At 32.4% G+C, this 25,405-nt stretch carries 26 protein-coding genes; 3 read left to right on the forward strand and 23 right to left on the reverse strand.

Annotated elements, in window-relative coordinates:
• Nucleotides 1-22: 22 nt before the first annotated feature.
• Genes leuB through ffh form a run of 7 tightly spaced genes read right to left on the reverse strand, consistent with a single transcriptional unit; the run spans nucleotide 23 to nucleotide 6,394 of the window.
• Nucleotides 23-1,129, reverse strand: coding sequence for a 3-isopropylmalate dehydrogenase (gene leuB / locus ACIJYC_RS06680; protein WP_435165914.1), 1,107 nt, complete (start codon nucleotides 1,127-1,129; stop codon nucleotides 23-25).
• Nucleotides 1,122-1,727, reverse strand: a complete 606-nt coding sequence (gene leuD, locus ACIJYC_RS06685; RefSeq protein ID WP_435165917.1) for a 3-isopropylmalate dehydratase small subunit — start codon at nucleotides 1,725-1,727, stop codon at nucleotides 1,122-1,124. The genes leuB and leuD overlap by 8 nt, the downstream gene beginning before the upstream one ends.
• Nucleotides 1,727-3,130 (reverse strand): 3-isopropylmalate dehydratase large subunit, encoded by a 1,404-nt coding sequence (gene leuC, locus ACIJYC_RS06690; protein ID WP_435165920.1) that lies wholly within the window; start codon nucleotides 3,128-3,130, stop codon nucleotides 1,727-1,729. The genes leuD and leuC overlap by 1 nt, the downstream gene beginning before the upstream one ends.
• 11 nt (nucleotides 3,131-3,141) lie before the next feature.
• Nucleotides 3,142-3,678 (reverse strand): 50S ribosomal protein L19, encoded by a 537-nt coding sequence (rplS, locus tag ACIJYC_RS06695; RefSeq protein ID WP_435165923.1) that lies wholly within the window; start codon nucleotides 3,676-3,678, stop codon nucleotides 3,142-3,144.
• 16 nt (nucleotides 3,679-3,694) lie between these two features.
• Nucleotides 3,695-4,381 carry a tRNA (guanosine(37)-N1)-methyltransferase TrmD gene (trmD, locus tag ACIJYC_RS06700; protein WP_435165926.1) on the reverse strand — a complete coding sequence of 229 codons (687 nt, stop codon included), beginning with the start codon at nucleotides 4,379-4,381 and terminating at the stop codon, nucleotides 3,695-3,697.
• A 15-nt stretch (nucleotides 4,382-4,396) separates the two neighbouring features.
• Nucleotides 4,397-5,020 (reverse strand): 30S ribosomal protein S16, encoded by a 624-nt coding sequence (rpsP, locus tag ACIJYC_RS06705; protein WP_435165928.1) that lies wholly within the window; start codon nucleotides 5,018-5,020, stop codon nucleotides 4,397-4,399.
• Between the two features lie 15 nt (nucleotides 5,021-5,035).
• The gene (gene ffh / locus ACIJYC_RS06710) at nucleotides 5,036-6,394 is read right to left on the reverse strand and encodes a signal recognition particle protein (RefSeq protein ID WP_435165930.1); all 1,359 of its coding nucleotides are present in this window, start codon (nucleotides 6,392-6,394) and stop codon (nucleotides 5,036-5,038) included.
• 161 nt (nucleotides 6,395-6,555) lie between these two features.
• Between ffh and dapF the strand changes: the two genes are divergently transcribed.
• Together dapF and ftsY are read left to right on the forward strand one after the other, a co-directional pair.
• Complete coding sequence (gene dapF, locus ACIJYC_RS06715; RefSeq protein WP_435165933.1) at nucleotides 6,556-7,380, forward strand: diaminopimelate epimerase; 825 nt, start codon at nucleotides 6,556-6,558, stop codon at nucleotides 7,378-7,380.
• Nucleotides 7,380-8,297, forward strand: a complete 918-nt coding sequence (gene ftsY / locus ACIJYC_RS06720; RefSeq protein ID WP_435165936.1) for a signal recognition particle-docking protein FtsY — start codon at nucleotides 7,380-7,382, stop codon at nucleotides 8,295-8,297. The genes dapF and ftsY overlap by 1 nt, the downstream gene beginning before the upstream one ends.
• On the opposite strand, the gene ACIJYC_RS06725 is transcribed toward ftsY, so the two are convergent.
• The 14 genes from ACIJYC_RS06725 to ACIJYC_RS06790 form a co-directional block, all read right to left on the reverse strand.
• Entirely contained in the window at nucleotides 8,290-8,853 is a 564-nt protein-coding gene (locus ACIJYC_RS06725) for a hypothetical protein (protein WP_435165939.1), read from the reverse strand. The genes ftsY and ACIJYC_RS06725 overlap by 8 nt on opposite strands.
• Before the next feature lie 49 nt (nucleotides 8,854-8,902).
• A complete protein-coding gene (locus tag ACIJYC_RS06730; protein ID WP_435165942.1) occupies nucleotides 8,903-9,721 on the reverse strand; it encodes an alpha/beta hydrolase in 819 nt (272 codons plus the stop codon).
• Entirely contained in the window at nucleotides 9,705-10,610 is a 906-nt protein-coding gene (locus ACIJYC_RS06735) for a DMT family transporter (protein WP_435165945.1), read from the reverse strand. The genes ACIJYC_RS06730 and ACIJYC_RS06735 overlap by 17 nt, the downstream gene beginning before the upstream one ends.
• Before the next feature lie 17 nt (nucleotides 10,611-10,627).
• Entirely contained in the window at nucleotides 10,628-10,804 is a 177-nt protein-coding gene (locus ACIJYC_RS06740; protein ID WP_435088211.1) for a hypothetical protein, read from the reverse strand.
• Nucleotide 10,805: 1 nt separating this feature from the next.
• Nucleotides 10,806-12,134: an amidase gene (locus ACIJYC_RS06745; protein WP_435165948.1), complete on the reverse strand. Its 1,329-nt coding sequence runs from the start codon at nucleotides 12,132-12,134 to the stop codon at nucleotides 10,806-10,808.
• Between the two features lie 7 nt (nucleotides 12,135-12,141).
• Complete coding sequence (locus ACIJYC_RS06750; RefSeq protein ID WP_435096539.1) at nucleotides 12,142-13,503, reverse strand: TRAP transporter large permease; 1,362 nt, start codon at nucleotides 13,501-13,503, stop codon at nucleotides 12,142-12,144.
• Between the two features lie 2 nt (nucleotides 13,504-13,505).
• Nucleotides 13,506-14,078, reverse strand: coding sequence for a TRAP transporter small permease subunit (locus ACIJYC_RS06755; protein WP_435088217.1), 573 nt, complete (start codon nucleotides 14,076-14,078; stop codon nucleotides 13,506-13,508).
• Between the two features lie 89 nt (nucleotides 14,079-14,167).
• A complete protein-coding gene (locus ACIJYC_RS06760; protein ID WP_435088219.1) occupies nucleotides 14,168-15,325 on the reverse strand; it encodes a TRAP transporter substrate-binding protein in 1,158 nt (385 codons plus the stop codon).
• Nucleotides 15,326-15,442: 117 nt separating this feature from the next.
• Complete coding sequence (locus ACIJYC_RS06765) at nucleotides 15,443-16,516, reverse strand: ABC transporter ATP-binding protein (protein ID WP_435165950.1); 1,074 nt, start codon at nucleotides 16,514-16,516, stop codon at nucleotides 15,443-15,445.
• A complete protein-coding gene (locus ACIJYC_RS06770; protein ID WP_435165953.1) occupies nucleotides 16,509-17,588 on the reverse strand; it encodes an ABC transporter ATP-binding protein in 1,080 nt (359 codons plus the stop codon). The genes ACIJYC_RS06765 and ACIJYC_RS06770 overlap by 8 nt, the downstream gene beginning before the upstream one ends.
• Nucleotides 17,588-18,436, reverse strand: a complete 849-nt coding sequence (locus tag ACIJYC_RS06775; protein ID WP_271488292.1) for a carbohydrate ABC transporter permease — start codon at nucleotides 18,434-18,436, stop codon at nucleotides 17,588-17,590. The genes ACIJYC_RS06770 and ACIJYC_RS06775 overlap by 1 nt, the downstream gene beginning before the upstream one ends.
• 2 nt (nucleotides 18,437-18,438) lie before the next feature.
• Entirely contained in the window at nucleotides 18,439-19,299 is an 861-nt protein-coding gene (locus tag ACIJYC_RS06780) for a carbohydrate ABC transporter permease (RefSeq protein ID WP_271507662.1), read from the reverse strand.
• A gap of 66 nt (nucleotides 19,300-19,365) precedes the next feature.
• Nucleotides 19,366-20,904, reverse strand: coding sequence for an ABC transporter substrate-binding protein (locus ACIJYC_RS06785; protein WP_435165956.1), 1,539 nt, complete (start codon nucleotides 20,902-20,904; stop codon nucleotides 19,366-19,368).
• A gap of 22 nt (nucleotides 20,905-20,926) precedes the next feature.
• Nucleotides 20,927-21,988, reverse strand: coding sequence for an NAD(P)-dependent alcohol dehydrogenase (locus tag ACIJYC_RS06790; RefSeq protein WP_271507667.1), 1,062 nt, complete (start codon nucleotides 21,986-21,988; stop codon nucleotides 20,927-20,929).
• A gap of 145 nt (nucleotides 21,989-22,133) precedes the next feature.
• Here ACIJYC_RS06790 and ACIJYC_RS06795 point away from each other — a divergent pair, with 145 nt between their 5' ends.
• Nucleotides 22,134-23,222 (forward strand): GAF domain-containing protein, encoded by a 1,089-nt coding sequence (locus tag ACIJYC_RS06795; RefSeq protein ID WP_435165960.1) that lies wholly within the window; start codon nucleotides 22,134-22,136, stop codon nucleotides 23,220-23,222.
• A 1-nt stretch (nucleotide 23,223) separates the two neighbouring features.
• Here ACIJYC_RS06795 and ACIJYC_RS06800 read toward each other — a convergent pair whose 3' ends face one another.
• Both ACIJYC_RS06800 and ACIJYC_RS06805 read right to left on the reverse strand, forming a co-directional pair.
• A complete protein-coding gene (locus ACIJYC_RS06800) occupies nucleotides 23,224-24,441 on the reverse strand; it encodes an MFS transporter (RefSeq protein WP_435165963.1) in 1,218 nt (405 codons plus the stop codon).
• A gap of 10 nt (nucleotides 24,442-24,451) precedes the next feature.
• A complete protein-coding gene (locus ACIJYC_RS06805) occupies nucleotides 24,452-25,405 on the reverse strand; it encodes a 2-hydroxyacid dehydrogenase (RefSeq protein ID WP_435165966.1) in 954 nt (317 codons plus the stop codon).

Raw genomic sequence — 25,405 nt, forward strand, 5'->3', positions numbered from 1 at the left:
AAAGTTTAGAATAATTCTAAGATTATTGCAATTTTGAAATTATCGCATCACCCATTTCAGAAGTTGACGTCTCTTTCATACCTTCAGATAGAATATCTTTTGTTCTAAGACCGTCATTTAGTACGTCTTGTACTGCTTTTTCTAAAGCATCTGCTTCATTGTCAAGATCTAATGAATATCTAAGAGCCATTGCAAAACTTAATATTGATGCAATCGGATTTGCTATTCCTTTACCTGCAATATCTGGCGCAGATCCATGAATAGGTTCATACATAGCTCTCATTTCGCCATCTTTATTTTTTGCCCCTAATGATGCAGATGGCAGAAGTCCTAAAGACCCTGTAAGCATTGAAGCTTGATCTGAAAGCATATCACCAAATAAATTATCAGTCACTATTACGTCAAATTGTTTTGGGTTTCTTAAAAGCTGCATTGCACAATTATCAGCAAGCATATGGGTTAACTCTATATCTTTATATTCCTTATCGTGAAGCTCTTGAACTTCTTCTTTCCAAAGCTGACCTGCTTCCATTACATTTGATTTTTCACACGAAGTAACTTTGTTAGATCTTTTTTTAGCTAAATCAAAAGCAATTCTTGCTACTCTAGTAATTTCACTAGTTGTATAAGTGTGAGTGTTTATTCCTTTTCTTTCACCATTTTCAATCGGTTTAATTCCTCTTGGTTCACCAAAATATATTCCACCTGTTAATTCTCTTACTATCATTATGTCTAATCCTGATACAATTTCTGGCTTTAGTGTTGATGCATCAACTAATTGTTCAAAACAAATAGCAGGTCTTAAATTTGCAAATAATCTTAACTCTTTTCTAAGTTTTAATAATGCTCTTTCAGGTTTTTTTGAAAATTCTAAATTATCCCATTTAGGACCTCCAACAGCCCCAAGCATAACAACTTCACTTTCTAAAGCTTTGTAAAATACTTCATCAGTTATAGGTGTCCCATGCTTATCATAAGAACAACCTCCGGCAAGATCTTCGTCTATTTCAAAATCTAAAGATTTGTTATCATTAAACCAATTAATAATTTTTTTTACTTCACCAATAACTTCAGGTCCAATACCATCACCTGATAATAAAAGTATTTTTCTTTTTTTTACTTTAATCATTAAAAATCCATGGTTTTTTGTTTTTTAAATCTTTTTCAAAATTTCCAATTTTATCTGACTTTTTTAAAGAAAGTGCAATATCGTCTAATCCTTCAAGCAAACACTTTTTCTTAAATGGGTCTACATCAAACTTAATTTCGTTATTTCCATAAACTATTTTTTCGTCATTTAAATCAACTGAAATTTCTTCTTTTCTGTTTGCATATTCTGATAATTCCTTAATTTTTTCTTCCTCTAGAATTATGGGTAAAATTCCATTTTTAAAACAATTGCTATAAAATATATCTGCGTAACTAGAACTAATTACACAAGTTATCCCAAAATCTAATAGTGCCCAAGGTGCATGCTCTCTAGAAGAACCACAGCCAAAATTTTTACCTGCAATTAAAATTTTTGAATCATTAAAGGGATATTTATTTAAAACAAAGTCACTAATTTCTTTACCTTGATCATCATATCTCATTTCAAAGAATAAATTTTTTCCAAGTCCAGTTCTTTTAATTGTCTTTAAAAACTGTTTTGGAATAATCATGTCTGTATCAATATTTACTATTGGTAAATATGCAGGCACACTTTTTAATGTATTAAATTTTTGCATTAGTTTTGATACTTCCTTACATCATCTAGACTTCCAGATATTGCTGCCGCTGCTGCCATACCAGGACTAACTAAATGAGTTCTGCCACCTCTTCCTTGTCGTCCTTCAAAATTTCTGTTTGAAGTAGAGGCACATCTTTCTTCGGGTTTTAATTTATCAGCATTCATTGCTAAACACATTGAACAACCTGGCTCTCTCCATTCAAAACCAGAGTTTACAAATATTTTATCTAAACCTTCTTGTTCTGCTTGCTCTTTTACTAAACCAGAGCCCGGCACAACCATTGCATTTACATGTGATGATATTTTTTTATCTTTTAAAATTTTAGCAGCTTCTCTTAAGTCTTCTATCCTGCCATTTGTACAGCTTCCAATAAATACCTTATCTATTTTAATGTCTTTAGCAGCCATATCTGGTTTTAAACCCATATATTTCAAAGCTCTTTCAACAGAGTTCTTTTTATCCTCATCACTTTCTCTTTGAGGGTTAGGAACTTTACCATCAATAGTAATTACATCTTGAGGAGAAGTCCCCCAAGTAATCATCGGTAAAATTTCACCTGCATTTAAATTCAGCTCTTGATCAAAAATTGCATCTGCATCAGTTTGAAGAGTGCTCCAATGGTTTAAAGCTTTTTCCCAATTATCTCCTTTTGGAGACATAGGTTTTCCTTTTAAGTAATTAAATATTTTTTCATCTGGTGCTATTAAGCCTGCTCTTGCTCCACCTTCTATTGTCATATTACAAATAGTCATTCTTTGCTCAACGCTTAAAGATCTAATTAAATCACCAGCATACTCTATAACAGAACCTGTACCACCAGCTGTTCCAATCTTTCCGATAATTTGAAGTATTACATCTTTTGAGGTTACGCCTAGAGGTAATTGACCATTAACATTTATTCTAAAATTTTTTGCTTTTTTTTGAACTAATGTTTGTGTTGCCAAAACATGTTCAACTTCAGATGTCCCAATCCCAAATGCTAAAGAGCCAAAGGCACCATGTGTTGCGGTGTGACTATCACCACAAACTATCACTGTTCCAGGCTGAGTAAAACCTTGTTCAGGTCCAATTATATGAACTATCCCTTGACGCTTATCAGCCATCCCAAAAAGTTGAACTCCAAATTCTTTGCAATTAGCTTCTAGAGTGTCTACTTGTATTTTAGATTCTGCGTCAGCTATCCCTTTTGTTCTATCTGTTGTAGGCACATTGTGATCAGCTACAGCTAATGTCAAATTAGGATGTCTAACTTTTCTATTTGAATTTCTTAAACCTTCAAATGCTTGTGGGCTAGTAACTTCATGAACTAAATGTCTATCAACAAAAAGTAATGCAGTACCATCCTCTTGTTGATCAACTAAGTGATCGTTCCAAATTTTATCGTAAAGAGTAGTGGACATTGAAAAAAAAATTATTTTTTTTCTGAAGGGCTTTCTGATTTTTGTTCTTCTTTAGCAACTTCAGTCGCTGGAGCTTCTTCTTTAGTAGGCTCTGCTGCTGGAGCCACTTCTTTAGGAGCCTCTGCTACAGGCGCTAAATTTTCTTCAGTTACAGTTTCTGGTTTTACCTCAACATCAATTCCAATTTTTTTTCTTATCTTTTCTGCAATCCTTGCTGATTTACCTGTTCTGTCTCTTAAATAATATAATTTAGCTCTTCTTACTTTTCCTGATCTTATTACTTTTATTGAATCTATTAGTGTCCCATATAATGGGAATGTTCTTTCAACACCTTCTCCAAATGAAATTTTTCTAACTGTAAAAGATGAATTTAAGTCTCTACTTTTTTTAGCAATACAAACACCTTCAAAATATTGAATTCTCTCTTTCTTACCTTCTGTAATTCTAACACCAACTTTTACAACGTCTCCTGGATAAAAATCTGGAATTTTTTTCTCTGATAGTATTTTTTTAACGTTATGTTGGTTTATTTCTTCAATTGTTTTCATATCAATATTTATCAAGTTAATTCTTCTTATATTTTTGCCATAAATCTGGTCTTCGGTCGCGTGTTATAGCCTCAGATTGAGATAAACGCCAGTCTTTAATTTTACTGTGATCACCAGATAATAAGACCTCAGGAACAGCTTTTTCCTCCCAAATTTGAGGTTTTGTGTACTGTGGATACTCTAATAACCCATTTTCAAAACTTTCATCTGTTTTAGAGTTTTCATTACCTAAAACACCAGGCAAAAGTCTTAATATACTATCAATGACAACAAATGCTGCTGTTTCGCCTCCTGATAAAATATAATCTCCAATACTTATTTCCTCTATATTTCTTGTAGATAACACTCTTTCATCAACTCCTTCAAAATGCCCACAAATGAATGATGTTGATTTCTCATTTGATAATTCTTGAGCATAATTTTGATCAAATTTTTTACCTTTAGGTGATAAATAAATTATTCTTCCACCTTCAATTTTATTTTGATCTAAAGATTTTGCTAAAATATCTGCTTTTAAAAGCATTCCAGAACCTCCACCATACGGAGTGTCATCAACTGTTTTATGCTTATCTTCAGCTGCATCTCTAATGTTTACAATATTTAAATTCCATAACTTTTTAGATAAAGCTTTTTCGTATAGGCCTTTTGATAAAGGCCCAGGAAAAAATTCTGGATAAAGTGTAAACACTTGAGCTTGCCACATAAATAATCTTTTAAATTATTTTTGTTCTTCTTTAGGAGCCTCTGCTGCTGGTGCCGCTTCTGCTGCTGGAGCTTCTTCTTTAGGAGCCTCTGCTGCTGGTGCCGCTTCTGCTGCTGGAGCTTCTTCTTTAGGAGCCTCTGCTGCTGGTGCCGCTTCTGCTGCTGGAGCTTCTTCTTTAGGAGCCTCTGCTGCTGGTGCCGCTTCTGCTGCTGGAGCTTCTTCTTTAGGAGCCTCTGCTGCTGGTACCGCTTCTGCTGCTGGAGCTTCTTCTTTAGGAGCCTCTGCTACTGGTGCTTCTGTCTTCGGTGCAGCTGCTGGTGCTGCTTCACCTTCTTTGTTTCTTTCTTTTTTTGGAACTGCCTTTTTCGGGTTATTACCATTTGCAGGCATTGGCATTAATTCATTTTCACCTAAAATTCTTGCAACTCTAGTTGTTGGTTGTGCACCTTGACCCAACCAGTACTTAATTCTTTCAGCTTCAAGACCAACTCTCTCCTTTTTCTCTTTAGGTAAAAGAGGGTTGAAAAATCCCACTTTCTCAATAAATCTTCCATCTCTTGCAAAACGACTATCTGCTACAACAACTTTGTAAACAGGTCGTTTCTTTGTTCCACCTCTTGATAATCTTAGTTTTAACATTTGTTCTCCTTTTTATTATTTTAACTGATTAAATAGCTCTGGCGGTATTCCTTTATCAGACATACCTTTCAGATTTCCTTTTGACATCTTCTTCATCATTTCAGACATCATTTTAAATTGCTTAAGCAATTTATTGATAGTGGCTGGATCTGTGCCAGAGCCATTAGCAATTCTTTTTTTTCTAGAACCATCAATAAGTTTTGGGTTCTCTCTTTCTCTTTTAGTCATCGACAAAATAATAGCTTCATTTTTGGTAATAATACTTTCATCAATTCCAGCTGAGTCCATTTGAGATTTCATTTTTGAAACTCCTGGCATGAAAGACATTATTCCTTCGATACCACCCATTTTTTTCATTTGTCTCAACTGAGTTAAATAATCTTGCATAGAAAATTGACCTTTTTTTAAATTTTCTTCTGCTTTTTTAATATTTTCTTCACCTAAATCCTGTGCAGCTTTTTCTACAAGAGATACTATGTCTCCCATTCCAAGAATTCTATTTGCTATTCTGTCAGGATGAAATACTTCAAGATTATCAATTTTTTCACCTATACCTAAAAATTTAATTGGAACATCTGAAACATATTTCATGCTAACAGCTGCACCACCTCTTGCATCACCATCTGCTCTTGTTAAAATTATTCCAGAAAGATTTACTGTATTTTTAAATTCTTTTGCAACAGATGCTGCTACTTGTCCTGTTAATGAGTCTGCGACCAAGAATGTTTCAGTTGGATTTATTACACTTTCAATTTGCTTAATTTCACTCATCATTTGTAAATCAATTTGAGTTCTACCAGCAGTATCAAATAAAATAATCTCAGCTCCATTTAGATTTGCCGCACTAATTGCCCTTTGACAAATATCTGTTGGCTGTTGACCTTCAATTATAGGAAGTGTTAAAATATCATTTTGTTCTCCGAGTGATCTAAGTTGCTCCTGTGCAGCTGGTCTATAAATATCGAGACTAACCATCATTACTTTTTTCTTTTTGTTAGTTTCGAAATATTTAGCTAATTTTGCAGTAGTTGTTGTTTTTCCTGAACCTTGAAGGCCCACAAGCATCATAGGAACAGGCGGAACAGCACTAAGATTTATCTCGGTATTTGACTCACCTAATAGATTAACTAACTCATCATATACAATTTTTACAACCATGTCCCCAGGAGAGGTTGATCTTATAATTTCTTGACCTAGGACTTTTGGTTTAACATTTTCAATAAACTCTTTGGCAACTTCAAGAGTAACATCAGCCTCTAATAAGGCCTGTCTAATCCCTCTTAAACCCTCATCTACTTGAGCTTCATCAAGTGAAGGAGCTTTTTTTAAAGAAGAAAAGATTTCTTCGAATTTATTTGTTAAGTTTTCAAACATAATTATTACGCACAGCAGTAATCGCACTAGTGGGCGAAGCCTCGCTGACTAGTGTCGATCTCTTTGTTTCCAAAGACACCGCAAATTTAATGTTTTTGCGGAAACGGCAACAACCTATAATAGAGGTTCAAAAAGTCAATAAATAAGTTAAATATCTATATATGGATATTAAAGCATTTAAAATGGATGGTTTGGGCAATGATTTTGTGATCATTGATCAAAGAAATCAAATTTATAATCTAAACAAAGATCAAATTATTAAAATATGTGATCGGAGTTTTATTGGATGTGATCAACTAATTTTTATTCAAAAAACTGACAGAAAAGATGCTAACTTAGAGTTCTACAATTCAGATGGAAGCGTTTCTGGTGCTTGTGGAAATGGGACTAGATGTGTAGCTGATCTTTTATCAAAAGAAAACAATGATAAAGAAATTATACTTTGGACTTCTACAGGAAGATTAAAATCACAAATTTTAGGCGATAATTTAGTGGAAACGGAAATTGGTATTCCAAAAACCAATTGGAATGAAATTCCATTAAATGAAGATTTAAATACAAAAAACCTGAATATTAAAATTATTAACAAAGATAATATTGAACATGTAGGTGGAACTGCAGTTAATGTAGGAAATCCTCATATTGTTTTTTTTGTAGATAATATTGAAGACTATGACTTAAAAAAAATAGGCCCTGAAGTAGAAAATCATGAATATTTTCCAGAGAAATGTAATGTTACACTTGCAAAAGTTGTGAGTAAAAAATTAATTAGAGTTAAGGTTTGGGAGAGAGGGGCTGGACTTACAAAAGCTTGTGGAACAGCGGCATGCGCTACAGCAGTAGCGGCAAATATTAATGGATTAACAGATAAAAAAACTGATATTGAGTTCGCATTAGGCAAACTATCAATATCTATTGATGAGAACAATAGTATTCACATGAAAGGACCTGTCTCAGATATAAAAAATATTGAGATTAATATTTGATGGGAATTTTTGATAAATTTAAATCCGGTTTTAAAAAAAGTGCATCTGCTTTTACGTCTGGTCTAAGAGATATAGTTGTAAAAAAAGAAATAGATGACAAAACCTTAGACAGAATCGAAGAATATTTAATTCAATCTGATGTTGGCATTATAGCTGCATCTGAGATTAAGGAAATAATTTCAGATAGTAAAATTGATCCAAAGAAAAATATTGCCGAGGAAATAAATACAATTTTAAAAGAATATATAGTTTCTTTGATGAAGCCACTTGAGAACAATACTTTTTTTAAAAAAAAAGAAAAAATTAATGCCACACTAGTTTCAGGTGTAAATGGAGTTGGAAAAACAACAACCATTGGAAAAATTAGTAAAATATTAAAAGCAAATGGAAATAAAGTTATGCTAGCTGCATCAGATACATTTAGAGCTGCAGCTATTGAACAATTAGAAAATTGGGCAAATAAAGTAGAGGTTGAGATAACAAAATCTTCTCAGGGAGCAGATCCAGCATCTGTTGCTTATAAAGCTATAGAAGACGCAATTGCTAATAATTTTAATCAAGTTTTAATTGATACTGCTGGAAGATTACAAAATAAAAAAAATTTGATGGAAGAATATAAAAAAATTGCAAACGTAACAAAAAAGATAGATCCTGAAGCTCCTCACGATGTAATTTTAGTTTTAGACGCTACTTCAGGGCAAAATGTAATAAATCAAGTTGAAGAATTTAATAAAATCATTCCTATTACTGGTCTTATAATGACAAAATTAGATGGTACTGCAAAAGGAGGAATACTTTTAGCAGTTGCTAAAAAATATAAACTTCCAATTATCGCCTTGGGCTTAGGAGAAAAAGAAGATGATCTACAAATTTTTGATGCAGAAAAATTTGCTGACGCTTTTACTCAAATTAGTTGATTAAAGTGCTTGATATTAAAGGCTTATAGAAGCTACACTTATAATTTTCTTTAAAATTATCATGTCCACAATTTTTAGCTATTGATGAAATGATAAAATCAAATTTTCCATTTTTTGGATAAAGTTCTAATTTTTTTTTACTAATATCAAATTTAAAATTAGTATTAAGACTTTTAACAGCACTTATCATTACTAATGTTTTGTTATCTTTTAAAAGATAGTAGGCAAAATCATCTGGAAATACTGGAAAATCATATTCTTCAAGAAAATATTTTGCTCTTTTGGGAAACCATTCATAAGAAATTAGTGGAGATGAACTTTTGGTTTTATAATCATACATATAAAGATCTTTGGGAAAATCATTTATATAATTACTATTTTCTCCTCTTGCTAATATCGCCTTCTCTCTTGCCTTAAAATATAGAGCAAAATTTTCATTATGTGAGTTCATTTGATCTATATGGAATAAATTATCAATCAGTAATTTATTTTCTTCTGCTGCAACTAAGTTTTTAAAAGAAAAGAAAATGATAAGTATTAAAAGTGTTTTCTTCACACGTAATATCTAATAAAGGAATTTGTGCTATGTTTGTTTAGAATGTGGCTTAATTTAAACTTTTGATAAATTTTTCTAGCTTAAATAAAAGCTTTTCATCATATTCCATCATATGATCGTCAAATTTAGTAAAATAAAAATACTTTGGCTGATTGGCCATTTCATAAATTTTTTTGCCCATCCAAAAAGGAACAATTTGATCAACTTCACCATGCATCACTAAAACCGGAATATTAATATTCTTGATCTTTTTTTGATTGTCATACTTATCCTTTAACAAAATAGACACTGGAATATATGGATAAAAATTTTTTGCTGCTTCAACCATTGATGTAAAAGGTGTTTCAAGTACTAATCCAGCATAATTATTGCTTTGTGCTATCTCAGTTGCAACGCCAGTTCCAAGAGACTCTCCATAAAGTATAATATCTTTTTCTTTTAAGCCTAATTTTTTGATCCACTGGATGGTACTTCTAGCATCTATATAAAGTCCTTTTTCATTAGGCTTTCCTTTATTACCACTAAAACCCCTCCAAGCTATTATTAAAAAATTAATATCCATATCTTTAAAATGATTTAATTTGTGAATTCTATTTTCAAGTTTTCCAGCATTGCCATGAAAATAGACAATTGTCTTAAATCTTTTAAGATCTTTTTTGTGAAACCATCCTAATAAATCTATATTATCTGAAGTTACAATCTTTACTTTTTCTATGACTACTTCCAGCTTATCACCAAAGTAATTGTTCTCATCAGGATGATACATTAAGCTTCTCTGAAAAATAAAAAGAAGAATTAACACTGATGCGTAAACAATAATTATTCCAATAATTAATTCCAAAAAAAAATTCCTACGTTTTAGTTTCATAATTTTTCTTAGCTAAATAAACACCAAAGAATACTAAAACTGTGCCTAAATAATGAAAAGTTTCCAATTTTTCATCAAAAAATACAAATCCATAAATTGCAGCATAAATTGTAAAAATATAGAGCGTAAAACCAGTTAAAGACGCACCTAGGCTTTTTTGAGCCTGAGTATAAAGAGTGAATGCAATTATTCCTGGAGATATTGCAGCAAATATAACCCATAAAAAAAATTGTAAATTAAATAAAGTTCTTTGAACAGTTGCTTCTTCAATTATATAAAATGGAAGTAAACTTACTGCTCCAAAAAATGCTACTAATGTAAATCTTTGAAAAATAGGCAATTTAGATTTCCAATAAAAAAGGTAGACAGAATAAAGAGCCCAGCCAATGGCTGCAGCTAACATCCATAGATCTCCAATTGTAAAATTTAAATTTAATAATAAATTAAAATCACCTTTGATAATGATTGCAAAAACTCCTAATAAACAAGAAACTAAACCAATAATTTTAATAAAATTAACTTTTTCGTTAAAAAAAATTGCTGAAATTAAAATAATAAATATGGGTGAAGAAGTATAAATAATTCCCATATTAGTAACTGTAGTTGTTTCCCCTGCTAAAAAAGGAAACGCTCCACAAACACCACATCCCATTGCGCCTAAAAAAAAGAGTTTTTTAAATTCTTTTTTAATTATTTTAGAGTTTTTTATTAAAAAAGAAAATGTAAATGGTAGAAGCAATAAAACTACCACTGTCCATCTCCAAAATGCTAATGAAATTGGCGGTACATATTCAACCCCACCTCTTGCAACAATCAAATTAGATGCCATGAAAATTGGCTGAATAAATAAAAGTGAAAAAGCTAAAAAATTTTTTTTTTTATCAGACAACTTTTTTCTATTAGTAATTATTTTTTATCAAAGAAAGCTTCGTACAGCATCATGAAGATAGCTACAGCCATCAAAATATAAACTGGCAGCACATCAAAAAAACCAATCATGGAAGATCGAGTTAGCGTTGTTGCCAACCCAATTAAAAAAGCACCTGCAAGCAAAGACCCCAGAAATGTTGTAAATTTTTGCATTTTATTTATTACATTCCTTTTCTAGCCAATTGGCAACACCTAAAAACCTATGATCATCATAACGAGCACCCACTAGTTGTACTCCTAGAGGCATACCACCATCACCCTGAAGTAATGGAAGAGAAATACAAGGTGTACCAAGATAAGACCAGACCTTATTAAATTCTGCTGTGCCTGTACTTTTCAAACCTTTTGGAGCAACACCAGGACTAGAAGGTGTTAAAACACCGTGATAATCCTCAAATACTTCTTCATATGAATCATAGCTTCTTTTCATAAAATCAATTGCCTCAGCATAATCTTTGGCTGAATGTTTATTTCCTTTTGAAATAGCATCTTGCATATATTTAGATAATTTTTTTTTATATTTCTTAAAATACAAACCAAAATTATTTGCCAAATCAGTTTCATGAATTATTTGATGATATTTGTGAATATCCTTAAAGTAGGAAGGTGTATCGAAAACTTCAATATTTTTTTTAAATGATTTTATGAAGTATTCAAATGCATCTTTTGATTTTTTATCAAGTAATTTCCAATAATCAGTTTTATAAAAAATAAACTTTGGTTCAAACAAAGGCCCTTTTTTTGTTTCACTCAACATGTTTTCTGTTGAGTAGTGAACTGTTGCTTTGTCGTGATTATCTTTCCTAATTAAAACTTTAGCAAGTAGAGCAACATCTTCAACAGATCTTCCAAATACTCCCATGTGATCTAATTTATCTGATGTTTTTAAAACACCATTTCTTGAAATTAATCCATATGTTGGTTTGTACCCAACAACACCACAATAAGATGCGGGTCTTATTACTGATCCTCCAGTTTGTGAACCAATTGATAGTGGTGCCATAAACGATCCAACAGAAGCTGCTGATCCACTAGAAGAGCCACCTGGTGTTCTTGAATGATCATGTGGATTTGTGGTCTTTGAAGGACCAAGATAAGCAAGTTCTGATGTTGCTGTTTTGCCCATGACAATTGCCCCCGCGGAAAGAAGTAAATCAACTATTTCTGCATTTTGAGAGTAAGATTTACCTTTTCTAATTGGTGTTCCGCACTCAGTTGGCATATCAATTGTTCCAATAATATCTTTAAGTGCAACAGGAATTCCATGTAGTGGTCCTGTTGGTTTACCAGATCGTCTATATTCATCAGCCTCAGCTGCCTTTTTAAGTAATAGTTTTTTATCTAAATGAACCCACGCTTTTACATCTTTTTCAAATTTATTTATTCTTTCAACATATTTTTGGCAAACCTCAACCGAAGTTAATTGAGCATCTTTTATTTTTGATACGATGTCTTCAACTTTTAGCTCTAAAATATCTGTCATTTCTTATTTAATTCGCAAACAATGTTTCAGGCAACCATAATGCAATTCCAGGGAACATGTACATTAAAAACATTGCAAAAATTACAATGCCAAGGAATGGCATAATACCCCTAAAAATATCCATTAATTCAACATTATTTTTTTGGACACCTTTTAAATAGTAAGCTGACATTGCCATTGGAGGTGTTAAAAAAGATGTTTGCAAATTCAGAGCGATCAGCATTGCAAAGAAATATGGGTTAACATTAAATACTTCTAATAATGGTAAAAATATTGGAACAAAAATAATTAAAATTTCTGTCCATTCTAATGGCCAACCTAAAAGAAAAATTATTATTTGAGTAATTATTAAAAATTGCCAAGTGGTTATATTGATTGAAGTGAAGAAATGTTCAAATACCTCATGTCCTCCTAGATAAGAAAAAACTGAAGAAAAAGTCCAAGAACCAATAAACAACCACATAATCATTGCCGTAGTTTTTGCTGTTAAAAATACAGACTCTTTAAAGTTTTGCCATTTTAAAGTTTTATAAAACCACGATAACAATATTGCTCCAAAAGCTCCTGCTGCAGCCGCTTCTGCGGGTGTTGCTATTCCAGCTAAAATGGTTCCAAGCACTAACATGATTAGTCCAAAAAGTGGTACAAAAGAAACCAGTACTTCTTTTAAAATTTCTGCTCGAGGCGGTATATCCTCTGCTTTAGGTTTTGGCGCAATTGCCGGATTCATCCATGCTCTGAAAACTGCGTAGCCAATATATAAACTAGCTAAAAGTAGTCCTGGAAAAATTGCAGCAGCAAACAATCTTAATGGTGACAGTTGTGCTATTACTGAATATACAATTAACATAATACTTGGGGGGATTAAAATACCTAAGCATCCTCCTGCACAAATCACACCTGATGCAAATTTTTTATCATAACCTGCCTTCACCATTGCAGGCCAAGCAAGTAAACCCATTAGCGTTACCACGGCTCCTATAATTCCTGTAGCGGTAGAAAATAATGTACAAGTTATTAATGCGGCCACGGCCATCGATGCTGGAAGCCTATGTGCTGCTAATCTTATAGCAAAAAATAATTTTGAAACTATACCGGCTCTTTCCACTAAGTAGCCCATAAATAAAAACAATGGTACTGCTGTCAGGACATTATTATCCATAACTGTATAGGTATTTTGAACAAATAATTGAAATATTCTGTTATCGAATATGTGCTCCATCATTGTTGCATCGTAATATGCGTAATAGCCAAAACCAATTCCCATTGCCATTAACGTGAATGCTATTGGAAAACCTAAAAGCACTGCGAATAAAAATATTCCCATCATAAAGATTGCTACTTCAGGATTTGTAAGACTTAAAAACATTTTTATTTATTCTCACTTTCAGCTTGTCTCATTAAAACTTTTTCTGTTTCTTCTGCAACAACCATTCTTGCTGGCCATTTTCCTTCTTGAATACAAATAATTGATCTACATACTTCGCTAATTCCTTGTATGATCAATAAAATACCTGCCGCTGGAATCATTGATTTAACCATATAAATTTGGATTTGAGCTGGGCTACTCCAACTAGTTTCTTTTATTTTCCACGCTAGTGCTGCATATTCAAACCCATAAAATGCTAAAGCTACCACACCAGGAAAAAAGAAAAGAAAATAAAGTATTAAGTCAATCCAAGCTTGTTTTCTTTCACTAAATAATCTGTAAATAACATCTCCTCTTACATGGGCTTCTTCAGCCAAACAGTAAGCACCTGACATCATAAGTATTGCACCATACATTTGCATACTAAAATCAAAATTCCAAAGTGTTGGCTTGTTAAATGCGTAAGCCATTACGACTTCATAAACTGTACCACCCATCAAAATTACTATACACCAAGAAAAGGCTTTACCCATAGAGGTGCTTAGCGTATCAGCAAATTTAATAAAATTTCTCATTAATAAATAAACCTATCTTTATTTCAGTACAAAATCTGTAAAAAAAAAGGGGGTTTAAACCCCCTTCTTTATAATTTATTTAAAGTTAATTAGATTTTAACTTTTCCGATTGGACCAAACTCATTTTCATAAGCTAATTTGTAGTTCGGTTGATTCATCAACAGATACTTCATTGTTCTCTTAGCGTATGCTTTTTGTGAGTCTACTACTTTCTTGAAGAAAGCATCTTTAGCAGAGAACTCACCAACGATTTTATCCCAACCTTTTAACTGTTCTGCTAGGATAGCATCAGATGTTTGGTAAACGTTAACCTTATGCTCGTTCATCAATTTAGCTAAGTCAGTAGAATATCTAACTAGCGCTTTGAAGTAGTTATCTGAGTTTGCGGCATAAGCGGCATTCTTCAGAATAGCTTGATGAGCAGGTGAAAGGCTGTTTAGTCTCTTAGTATTCATAGGAATTTCAAACATTTCCTGAGATTGGTGGAAACTTCCTAAGTGATAGTGTTTAGAGACATCTTGCATTCCAAACTGTGAGTCTGATGTAGGGTTATTAAACTCTGCAGCATCAATCAAACCAGTTTTCATAGCTGGTTGGATTTCACCACCTGGTAATTGTCTTACGACCATTCCCATAGCAGTTAAAACGTTAGTCGCAAGACCAACTGTTCTATACTTCATACCTTTAACATCAGATACTTTTGTTACATTCTTTTTAAACCAACCAAATGGTTGAGCTGGCATTGGCATATGAAAGAAACCAGTATAATTAAATCCTACACTTTTTACTGCTTCTTCGTATAATGCTCTCCCTCCACCATACTCCATCCATCCCATTACTTCTTGAGATGACATTCCGTATGAAGGACCAGTTCCAAAAAGTGAAGCTGCAGCATTTTTACCATACCAATATGCAGTCACCCAGTGACCCATATCAACTACGCCTGAACTTACTGCTTGTCCAATTTCTGAAGTTTTTACAATTGCTCCAACAGGCTGAAGATCAATTTTTAATTCTCCTCCTGACATGTCGCTAACCATTTTTGCATAATCTCCTGCCATTTCAAAAAAGATGTTAGCGCCTGATGGCCAAGCTGCTTGCATCTTTAAAGTTAATGGAGCACCAAAAGCTACATTTGGCATTGCCACAGCTGTTGCTGCTGCTGCACCTGTTGCTGCTGCTGCTTTGAAGAACTTACGTCTTGAAGGTGTTTTTGAACCCTTCAATGATTTCTTATCTTTAATCATTAGTATCTCCTCGTTTAGTTAATTAACTATGCTATGTTAATTATAAAGCATGATTAGAGTCCATAGCCTAAATGCCCCATAGTTAATTAAATACAATTTAAAGTTGAATAGTTTGATTTAAATCAATTTATTATTTTCATAAACACAGCACTTTTCAGCTGGTACATATAACTTTACGTTATGCGATGGAACTTCAGTTTCTCTACTTATTTTAGACTTAATGGTAAGACTTCCCATTTTTGCAGTTAACAACTTGTAATTACCAAGATCTTCTATTTTTTCTACCTCAACATTTAATATGTTCTCTTTTTGGTTTTCGGCGATTTTAATAAACTCAGATCTTATACCTAATTTAAGACTTTTGCTTTTTAAGCTTGATAAATCTGTGCTTGTTTTGACTATGGTGTCATTAATCTTAAGACTATTGCCTGATGATAATTCAGACTCAAATAAGTTCATAGCTGGAGAACCAATAAAATATCCAACGAAAGTAGTATTAGGTCTCTCAAATAATTCTTTTGGGGTTCCTGCTTGAACAACTTCACCTTCACTCATTACAATTATATTGTCTGCAAAAGTCATGGCCTCATTTTGATCATGAGTCACATAAACCAAAGTTGTTTTAAACTCTTCATTAATTTCTTTAAGTTTTCTTCTAAGTCTAAACTTTAAGTCAGGGTCAATAACTGTTAGTGGCTCATCCATTAAAACAGCCGCAACATCTTCCCTAACTAAACCTCTGCCAAGAGAAATTAGTTGTTTTTGATCCGCAGTGAGTTTTCTGGCAGGAGAATTTAAAAAAGATTTTAAATTTAAGGTATCTGCTACAGAATTAACTCTTTCTTCAATTTTATTGTTTGAAAAATCTCTACACTTTAATGGAAATGCTAAGTTATCATAAACAGTCATTGTGTTATAAATTACTGGAAATTGAAACACTTGAGCTATATTTCTGCTTTCAGTTTTAAGATCAGTAACATCTTTGTTATCAAATAAAATATTTCCAGCTGAAGGTCTTACCAGACCGGAAACAATATTTAGCATTGTAGTTTTCCCACACCCAGAAGGTCCTAAAATTGCATATCTTTTTCCATTTTCCCAGGTCATAGAAAATGGGTTTAGTGCATATTTAGGTTCTACATCATTAGGATTATATGAATGAGAGATATTATTAAGATCTATTTTAGACATATGATCCTCCAAACGGTGATGATGCTAAAATTCCACTTTCGTTAAATGCATAAACTTTTTTTGTATTAAAATTTATTTTAACTTTATCATTAATATTGAAATTCATAACTTCTTCAATTGAAGTTATAATTTTTACATCTCCCCTCTTAAGATGAAGCAAAGTTTCTGAACCACTTATTTCTGCTAACTCCACTTCAAATTCAAAGCCACTATCACTTAACTCAATATCTGAAGCTCTAATACCCAAATTAAAATTTATATCTTTTAAATTAGATAGATGTTTAGGTATATCTACCTCTATCCCTTCAAATTTTATCTTATTTGAGTCAATATTGGCATTTAAAATATTCATAGGAGGGTCATTAGAAATTTCTGCAACCTTTAATGTTCTAGGATTTTCAAAAATTTCTTTTGCTGGGCCAACCTGTAAAACTTTACCTTCATCAATTGCTATTACTTCTCCATTTAGTTCCATTGCTTCTCTTGGATCTGTAGTTGAAAAGATTACAATACTTTCCTCTGACAAACCTTGTGAAAAAATATTTTTAAATTCTTCTCTTAATTGCTCTCTTAATTTGTAATCTAAGTTCACTAAAGGTTCATCTAGCAATAAAATTTTTGCATTCTTAACAAGCGACCTTGCTAAAGATACTCTCTGCTGTTGACCGCCAGATAATTCTTGAATTTTTCTATTATCATATCCTTCTAGTCCTACTGACTTAAGAGCTTTTAAAACCACATCATTTATTTCATTGCTGTCTATTTTCCTTTGTTTAAGCGGGAAAGCAACGTTCTCATAAACATTTAAGTGTGGATAGTTAATGAACTGTTGATAAACCATTGCTATATTTCTTTCCCACACTGGAACTTTTAAAAAATCTCTATCTTCAAATTTCATAGAACCACTATCAGGAGTTAATAATCCAGCGATAGTTTTTAATAATGTTGTTTTGCCTGATAGAGTTCTTCCAAGAATTGTATAAATATTACCTTTCTTAAAATCAAAAGAAACTTCGTTTAAATGAAATTGATCTTCCGGTTTGTAGCTCAAGTTTTCAGCAACTAAATTCATTATTTAATAGCTCCAGATAAATTTCCTTTTGATAAATATCTTTCAACAATAAATGCAACTACGATTAAAGGTGCGACTGATACTAATGCTGAGGCAGATAAACTCCACCATGGTGTAATAGAAGAGTTCAATGCTACTATCTTAACTGGTAACAACTGTACCTCAGTAAAAGTTAAAATGAATGCAAAGAAAAAATCAATCCAACCAAATATAATACAAAACATTCCAGCTACAATTAATCCAGGAATTGAATTTGGTAGTACAACTTTAAAAAAAGCCTGATAAGGGTTACAACCATCAATTAAAGCTGTTTCATCAATCTCTCTTGGAACTTTATTGAAAAAATCTACCATAATCCAAACAGCTATGGGCATTAACAAAACAATATAAACAACTATTAATCCAATTAAACTGTCTAACAAATTTATTGATCCCAAAAATAAAAAGAAAGGTATCGATAAAACAATTGGTGGCATAATTCTTTGAGATATAAAAAAGAATGTGATATCATTATTTTTTACAAAACCAGCTTTAAAAGTATACCTAGATAAGGCGTAAGCAGATAATGTTCCAAGTACAATACTTATTAAACTTGCAGTACAAGTTACAAACAAACTGTTAAAGTAAGGTTCAATAATATCAACCCCACCATTTGCAGGTGATTTAATCAGAACTTTCCAACCTTCTAACTTGGGCTCAAAATCAACCCAAGGAATATATGTTGCTCCACCATTTACAGAATTAAAATCTTTAAAAGAAGTGGTTAGAGCCCAAAGAAAAGGAGCCACAACAAACACAGTCCAAACTGTTATAAAAAAGTATTTTAAGAATGTATATATTTTTCCCATATTTAATCTTTAAGTAATAATTTGGTTAATACTTTAGCAATGACAGTTAAACTTATGATCATGATGATTAAATAAGTGAATGACATTGAAGCCGCATAACCCATCTGAAATTCTCTCAATCCTTTAATAAATATATAAAAACTAGATGTTTCAGTTGAGGTGCCTGGACCACCAGAGGTTAAAACATAAACTGTGTCCATTATTTTTGAGGCTTCAATTAATCTAATAATTATTGCTCCAATTGAAATTGGTGCCATTAACGGAAATGTAACATAAATGAATTTTCTTATAGGACTAGCACCATCAATTGCAGCAGCTAAAAATGGTTCTTTTGGAAGAGATAAAAGGCCAGCTAATAACAATAAAAACATGAAAGGTGTCCACTGCCAAACCTCAACAATGATGACCGTAATTTTAGCTAAAGTAGGATCCGTAAGCCACTTAGGTGACATACCAAAGTTGGATAAAATATCATTAACTGGACCTAAAGACTCGTGAAAGAAGGTTCTCCAAATAACAGTCATAATCACAGGTGTTGTCATCATTGGTATTAAAAACAGTACTCTAAAAAACCTTTGAAACTTAATATCCTTCCAAACCATATGTGCTAGTGCAAACCCAATTACATACTGTAGGATAACAGTAGTAACCGATAAAAAACTTAATCTAAAAAATGATTCCCAAAATCGAGGGTCATCTGTGAATAGCCTGATATAATTTTCAAGGCCTATAAAATTTAATCCATTGTAACTGTTCCAACCTGATAAACTCAATCGTACAACAAAAATTATTGGGAATATTAAAATTCCGATGAGAACAAATAACCCAGGAAATAAAAAAATATACTTGTGCTTAAAGTTCATGATGTTGAATTATGATTATAGTATATGTGACCACTAATGAAAAGCGGCCACATATTAAAGTTATTATTATAACTTGTTGTCTTCCATTTTAACACCAACAGCGTAGTCTTCTTGAACATTTTTCATGCCTACTCTGCTAACAATTGCTTCCCATTCTTTAGCAACTTCATCTAAAGCCTCTTGTGGAGATAATTGTCCAGCAAGCGCTTTTGAAGTTCCAGTAGCAACTGCACTAGTGAACTCAAACACACCTCTAACTCTTAAAGGGAAAACTCTATTTTTACTTTTTTCCATATCTTTAAGTGTCTTAGTGTAACTATTAGCGATGTCTGCATCCCAACCCATAGTATTAATATAAAGTTGTGGATCGAAATCAGAGTTTTTAAATGGATTAACCCCAAAGTTACCAATTGCTAGGTCAGCTTGGTGATTTGCTCCGTTAGAAAAGAAACATAGATAATCAAACGCCATCTCTTGCACTTTACTTTTCTTAGCAACACCTACAGCCCAACCCCATACAATGTACGGTGCTTGGTTATATTTGTTTTCCCATTTGTTAGATACTCTATTCCAAACTTTATCTGCACCTGGAAGAGGAGCCGTACCTACTTTATTTTTAATAGGACTATCATCTTGCATCGCTGCTATGAAAGCATCATCCCATGAAAAACTAAATAGTGTTTGACCACCACCAAATGATCCAATTTCATCACCTAGTCCAAAGTTAATTCCTCCTGGAGGAACATACTTAGTAGCCTCTACCCAATCAGTTAAAGCTTCAACAAATCCTGGATTGTTAATATTTGGTTTCATAGTTTCTAAATCAAAAAAGAAACCACCTGGAGTTCTTGGATTTTTAGCATACGCCACAGATCTACTGAAAAAGCTTGCAAACATTAAGTCGTCTTTTTTCATTACTTCAGCTGAACCGTATTCTTTTTCTCCATCTCCGTCCCAGTCCCAACCGTTAAAGTATTTGGCCATTTCACCATATTCTTTCCAAGTTGTAGGAACTTTTAACTCTTTACCAGTATCTGCTTTGTATTTTTTTTGCATTTCAGGATTATCTATTACGTCTTTTCTGTATTTTAGATAATGTCTGTCGCCATCAACAGGATATTGATACATAGTTCCATCCCAAGAAGAAACACCAACATGAGATTTAGTTACGTCTTTCATCTCAACTGTGTTTATGTATTTTTTTGGAACTGGTGCCAAGTATTGTCTCCAGTCATTTATAAAGTTAGAAAAACCAAATACGATATCGTATGGAGCTTGACCAGCTTTAAAAGGAACCATAGCTTTTGCATACAAGTCACCTGCAGGTGTATGTGTTACATCAACTTTTGCCCCTGTTAGTTTTGCAAACTGTTCAGCATGAAGAGCTGTAGGCTGTCCAATTACTGGAACTGCGTGCGTATTTATTTTAAGAGTTTTTCCTTTGTAATTTTTCTTAGAAATTTTTTCGTAAGAACAATCACCAGCAATATCTCCTGTAGCTTTGATATGTGGAAATTGATCGCTCCACTTATCTGCATATGCCATTGGGCTAAATATCAAGACACTTGATATTATTGCACTCAAGCAAGTTTTTGTTATTTTCATTGTTACTCTCCCCTTTGTGTTATTATGGAACTAAAACAGCTCTACCCTTAACTTTACCTTCGTTAAGTTCATGAAGCGCTCTATTAGCATCGCCTAATTTATATTCCTGCATAGAAAGTTTAACTAAACCTTTATTAGCCAACTCCATAAGCTCATATAACTCAGACCACGTTCCTACTAAATTTCCTATTATGTTTTTTTCTGAAATAATTACATCAACAGCTAAAATTTTAATTTCTTCTCCATAACCAACGATATAATAAAATCCACCACCTGAAGTCATATCAAGACCCATCTTAGTGGAGCCATGTTCACCAACAAAATCTATAACGGCTTCAGCACCTTTACCTTTTGTAAGTTCTAAAACTCTTTCAGTTTCATTTCCATCAATTAAAACACCTTCATCACCACCTAAAGGCATAGCATGATCTAATGCTGCTTTGGATTTTTCAACAATAATAATATTAGCTGCACACATTGCTCTCAAACATTGAATTGCAATATGACCTAATCCACCGGCACCTATGATTACACAATTCTGACCTGGCAACAAATGTCTTGTAGCTTTTTTTACAACTCTATAAGCAGTTAATCCAGCATCTGAAAAAGGTGCTACATCTTTTGGGGCCAAAACTGTTGGAAGCTTAATTAAGTTTCTAACACTTGTTTTAAGTAATTCAGCATAACCACCTTCTTTAATATTGAGACCCGGAAACGATCCTTCATCAGCATGTTGATCTAATCCTCGTCGACAATTTAAACAAGTTCCATCTGTTCCAGAAATAATTGGGTGTAAAATTACTGGGTCACCTTTTTTGAATCCAGTAACATCTTTTCCAACTTCTTCAACCCAACCTGCATTTTCATGACCCATTACCATAGGTAATAAATCTCCCTTAGGGTCTTGAATATGTTTCCATGCTCCTTCAACAATATGTAAATCAGTTCTGCAAACTCCTGCAGCACCTATTTTTACTATCACATCTGAAGATTTTTCTAACTTTGGGTCAGGCATTTCTTGTTCGGTTACCCATACTTTTTCTTTCATTTCTGGGTCATACTTATGTAAAACTTGTGCTTTCATTAAATTCTCCCTTAATAATTATTCTGAACGTTATTAAAATTTAGAGTAGTAAAGGAGTCAATCTCACTTTTAGTTGTCCAATTAATTAACAAATACAACCTTAGGTTGGTTGTTAATTTATCTAAAAAAACCTAATGTTAAAAAAATGAACAATTTAGCTTTGGTAGATAAAGAATATAAATCAATATTAGAAAAAAGAGGAATGCTATCAAATGAAATGGGTTCTGAGATTTCTGAAAGCTGGGCAAGATGTATTTCAAATGGACTTGATCCTTTTAAAGGCCCAAAAAAAAGTGTTATTTCAAGCCAACAACTTGACCAAATTAGAGAAGAAAAAAAAGATTTAAGGAAAATAGTTATTCCAGAATTGGAACTTTTATATTCTCAAGTTGCTGGTACAAACTTTATGGTAGCCTTTTCTGATAACGAGGGATTAGTTTTAGATACAATTTATGACAAAACATGTCTTCAAACGGATGTAGGAAAATCGGTTATACCTGGATCAATTTGGGCTGAAAAAATTTGTGGAACTAATGGTTTAGGATTGGCTGTTGAGATACAAAAACCAACTATAGTCTCAGGTAAAGAGCATTTTTTTACTAATCTTGAAAAACTATCTTGTTTTGCAAGTCCAATTACTAACTACGATGGAAAAATTATAGGAATTATTGATGCTTCTACAGACGCAAGGTCTAGAGAGCAACATACTTTAGCATTAGTGAATCTTGCAACAAGAAGTATAGAAACAAAACTTTTTATTAATAAATTCTCTAATGAGCTAATTTTGTCTTTCCATCCTAGACCAGAATACCTTTCAACAACAAGTGTGGGGTTACTTGCAATTAATGGGGATGGTTTGATTGTTGGATCTAACACAAATGCTAAAATAATGTTACATGGTCTTGTTGATTTAAAAAATCAAAATTTTAATAATATTTTTACAAGTTCATTTTCTTCTATTGCTTCTGATCTATTAAATAATAAAGTTTTAAAAATAACTGATTATTTAGGATCGTCAGTTTTTGTAATTAAAAACCAAAATTTAAAACCTAATCAGACACATGAATTAATAGTCAAAAATAAAACTTATGCTTGCGTTAATTGTAAAGACACAAAAATAAAAAGAGAGAAATGTATATTAATTAGATCTACTTTTTCAGAAACTAATAATATCTCAGTAGCTTCTAGAAAGCTTGGTGTGTCAAGAACCACAATATACAAACATTTGGTTTAAATTAATTTATTTTCGCCTTCCTTAAAAAAAATAAATAAGAAAATAAAGATGTAATGAGCACAAAAATCATTGCTAATTTAAATGAATTTATTTCAGATAAATTGAAACTAATTCCTGCATCAATTATTAAACCGATTATCCACTGAATGAAAAAAGCTCCAATAAAAATTAATAAATTAAAAGAAGTAAGAGCTTTTCCTGCATTAGAAATTGGGAAAGCCATTCCAACAGCTGGCTGGGTTAGTGATAAAAAAATAGAACTTACTATAAAAATAGCAAAATGAATAGATCCTGCTTTTGGACCTAAATAAATTATTAACATGAGTACAAATAGGTTTAATGGGGCTCCAATTTTTAGTAACCTGATAGCATCATTTACATTTTTTGAAAATTTTGGAACAAAGTAACCCCAAACTAAAAAAGAAATTAACATACATAGATAAATTATAAAAAGCCCTTGGGCACTTTCCTCAGGAGTATACCCTGATACTCTAATCATCCATGGCCCAGCCCACAAAGTTTGGATGGCAAATAAACCTCCATAGCTGAAGAACCCCATTGGAACTAAACTTTTAAATAAGGAATTTTTCCAAATAGTTCTTAGATTACTTTCATTTAACTTTTTGTTATCAAGACTTTTTGACTGCCACTTCGGAATAAAAATTATTATTAATAATATACTAACAAAAGTGAGAAGCGCTAAAGACAAAAATATAAATCTCCATCCAACTAAAGGTAATAAATATTGAACAGGTAAACTAGATGATAGCATTCCTACAGCACCAACCATTAACATCCATGAATTTGCCCTTTGCTGAGTTTCATCTTGAAACCAAATTCGATAGGCTGTTAAAGGTCCCATCAAACATGCACCAACTCCAACTCCAATCAAAACCCTTGAAATTAAAAGCATTGTTAAGTTTTGAGCAGTTGCAAATAAAATAAGTCCAACGATAGATAAAGATAAAAAATATGAAACTATTTTTCGAGGACCTTTAGAGTCTAATAAATACCCTAAAGGAATTTGAACACTTGCAAATCCTAAAAAATATCCTCCACCAAGAAGTCCTAGTTCACCTGCTGTTAAGTTAAATTCTAAAACTAACTCTGGTGAGATAGTGGCTGTAATTGCTCTTAATAGAGTTGAAATAAAATAGCCTAAAGCAAAAACTATAAAAATTGTAATAGCTTTTGATTTAGCTAAAACAGGTTTATTCATGAATAAAGATTTAATTTACTTTATTTCTACAATTGCCTGTATTGAAAAACTCATCAATATTATCTATCGCTAAGTTGGCCATTGCAGTTCTAGTGTCTTTAGTTGCACTTCCAAGATGAGGTAAAATAAAAGCTGTTTTAATCTTTAAGTAACCAGGATTTAAATTTGGTTCTCCTTTATAGACATCTAAACCAGCCGCATAAATTTTTCTTCTATTTAAAGCATCAATTAAAGCTTCATCATCTACAATATCACCTCGTGCAACGTTTGTGATTACTGCACCTTTAGGAAAATATTCTACTGTTTCCTTGTTAATCAAATTTACAGTTTCTTTTGTAGCAGGACAACAAATCGACAAAACATCTGATACTAAAAAAAGACTTTTTAAACTATCATGATAAATAGCACCCTGTTCTTTTTCTACACTTAATTTAGAACGATTGTGATAATGAATTATCATTCCAAGTGACTTTGCAATTTTTCCAATTTTTTGACCAATTCTTCCCATTCCCAAAATACCAAGTCTAGCACCTGTTAACTGCTTCCCAATTAAATAATCTGCAGACCATTTCCAATTACTTTCTTTGGCAGCTTCAATTCCCTCCGCTGCTCTTCTACATGCTCCTAAAATGAGAAGAATCCCTATTTCAGCAGTTGCGTCTGACAAAACTTCGGGTGTGTTGGTTACAGCTATTCCTCTTTTTTTGGCTGCTTCTAAATCTATATTTCCAAATCCAACAGCAAAATTGGATATAACTTTAACAGTATTGGGTAGTTTATTGATTGTTTCTTCATCCATCTTATCAGTCAAAGATGTCAATACAGCATCACAACCCTCACTTAATTCAATTAATTTTGTTTGAGAATAAAGTTCATCATTGGAATTTAATTTTGCATCAAAAGTGTTTTGAGCTTTATCTTCACAATCTTTAAGTAGTTTTCTTGTGACCAATATCTTCTTCAT

This window comes from Candidatus Pelagibacter bacterium nBUS_28, from assembly GCF_051200915.1.
Lineage (GTDB): Bacteria > Pseudomonadota > Alphaproteobacteria > Pelagibacterales > Pelagibacteraceae > Pelagibacter.

Coding starts and splice junctions, on each gene's coding strand:
- leuB (WP_435165914.1), bottom strand. CDS start 1,129: ATGATTAAAGTAAAAAAAAGAAAAATACTTTTATTATCAGGTGATGGT.
- leuD (WP_435165917.1), bottom strand. CDS start 1,727: ATGCAAAAATTTAATACATTAAAAAGTGTGCCTGCATATTTACCAATA.
- leuC (WP_435165920.1), bottom strand. CDS start 3,130: ATGTCCACTACTCTTTACGATAAAATTTGGAACGATCACTTAGTTGAT.
- rplS (WP_435165923.1), bottom strand. CDS start 3,678: ATGAAAACAATTGAAGAAATAAACCAACATAACGTTAAAAAAATACTA.
- trmD (WP_435165926.1), bottom strand. CDS start 4,381: ATGTGGCAAGCTCAAGTGTTTACACTTTATCCAGAATTTTTTCCTGGG.
- rpsP (WP_435165928.1), bottom strand. CDS start 5,020: ATGTTAAAACTAAGATTATCAAGAGGTGGAACAAAGAAACGACCTGTT.
- ffh (WP_435165930.1), bottom strand. CDS start 6,394: ATGTTTGAAAACTTAACAAATAAATTCGAAGAAATCTTTTCTTCTTTA.
- dapF (WP_435165933.1), top strand. CDS start 6,556: ATGGATATTAAAGCATTTAAAATGGATGGTTTGGGCAATGATTTTGTG.
- ftsY (WP_435165936.1), top strand. CDS start 7,380: ATGGGAATTTTTGATAAATTTAAATCCGGTTTTAAAAAAAGTGCATCT.
- ACIJYC_RS06730 (WP_435165942.1), bottom strand. CDS start 9,721: ATGAAACTAAAACGTAGGAATTTTTTTTTGGAATTAATTATTGGAATA.
- ACIJYC_RS06740 (WP_435088211.1), bottom strand. CDS start 10,804: ATGCAAAAATTTACAACATTTCTGGGGTCTTTGCTTGCAGGTGCTTTT.
- ACIJYC_RS06745 (WP_435165948.1), bottom strand. CDS start 12,134: ATGACAGATATTTTAGAGCTAAAAGTTGAAGACATCGTATCAAAAATA.
- ACIJYC_RS06750 (WP_435096539.1), bottom strand. CDS start 13,503: ATGTTTTTAAGTCTTACAAATCCTGAAGTAGCAATCTTTATGATGGGA.
- ACIJYC_RS06755 (WP_435088217.1), bottom strand. CDS start 14,078: ATGAGAAATTTTATTAAATTTGCTGATACGCTAAGCACCTCTATGGGT.
- ACIJYC_RS06760 (WP_435088219.1), bottom strand. CDS start 15,325: ATGATTAAAGATAAGAAATCATTGAAGGGTTCAAAAACACCTTCAAGA.
- ACIJYC_RS06765 (WP_435165950.1), bottom strand. CDS start 16,516: ATGTCTAAAATAGATCTTAATAATATCTCTCATTCATATAATCCTAAT.
- ACIJYC_RS06770 (WP_435165953.1), bottom strand. CDS start 17,588: ATGAATTTAGTTGCTGAAAACTTGAGCTACAAACCGGAAGATCAATTT.
- ACIJYC_RS06775 (WP_271488292.1), bottom strand. CDS start 18,436: ATGGGAAAAATATATACATTCTTAAAATACTTTTTTATAACAGTTTGG.
- ACIJYC_RS06780 (WP_271507662.1), bottom strand. CDS start 19,299: ATGAACTTTAAGCACAAGTATATTTTTTTATTTCCTGGGTTATTTGTT.
- ACIJYC_RS06785 (WP_435165956.1), bottom strand. CDS start 20,904: ATGAAAATAACAAAAACTTGCTTGAGTGCAATAATATCAAGTGTCTTG.
- ACIJYC_RS06790 (WP_271507667.1), bottom strand. CDS start 21,988: ATGAAAGCACAAGTTTTACATAAGTATGACCCAGAAATGAAAGAAAAA.
- ACIJYC_RS06795 (WP_435165960.1), top strand. CDS start 22,134: ATGAACAATTTAGCTTTGGTAGATAAAGAATATAAATCAATATTAGAA.
- ACIJYC_RS06800 (WP_435165963.1), bottom strand. CDS start 24,441: ATGAATAAACCTGTTTTAGCTAAATCAAAAGCTATTACAATTTTTATA.
- ACIJYC_RS06805 (WP_435165966.1), bottom strand. CDS start 25,405: ATGAAGAAGATATTGGTCACAAGAAAACTACTTAAAGATTGTGAAGAT.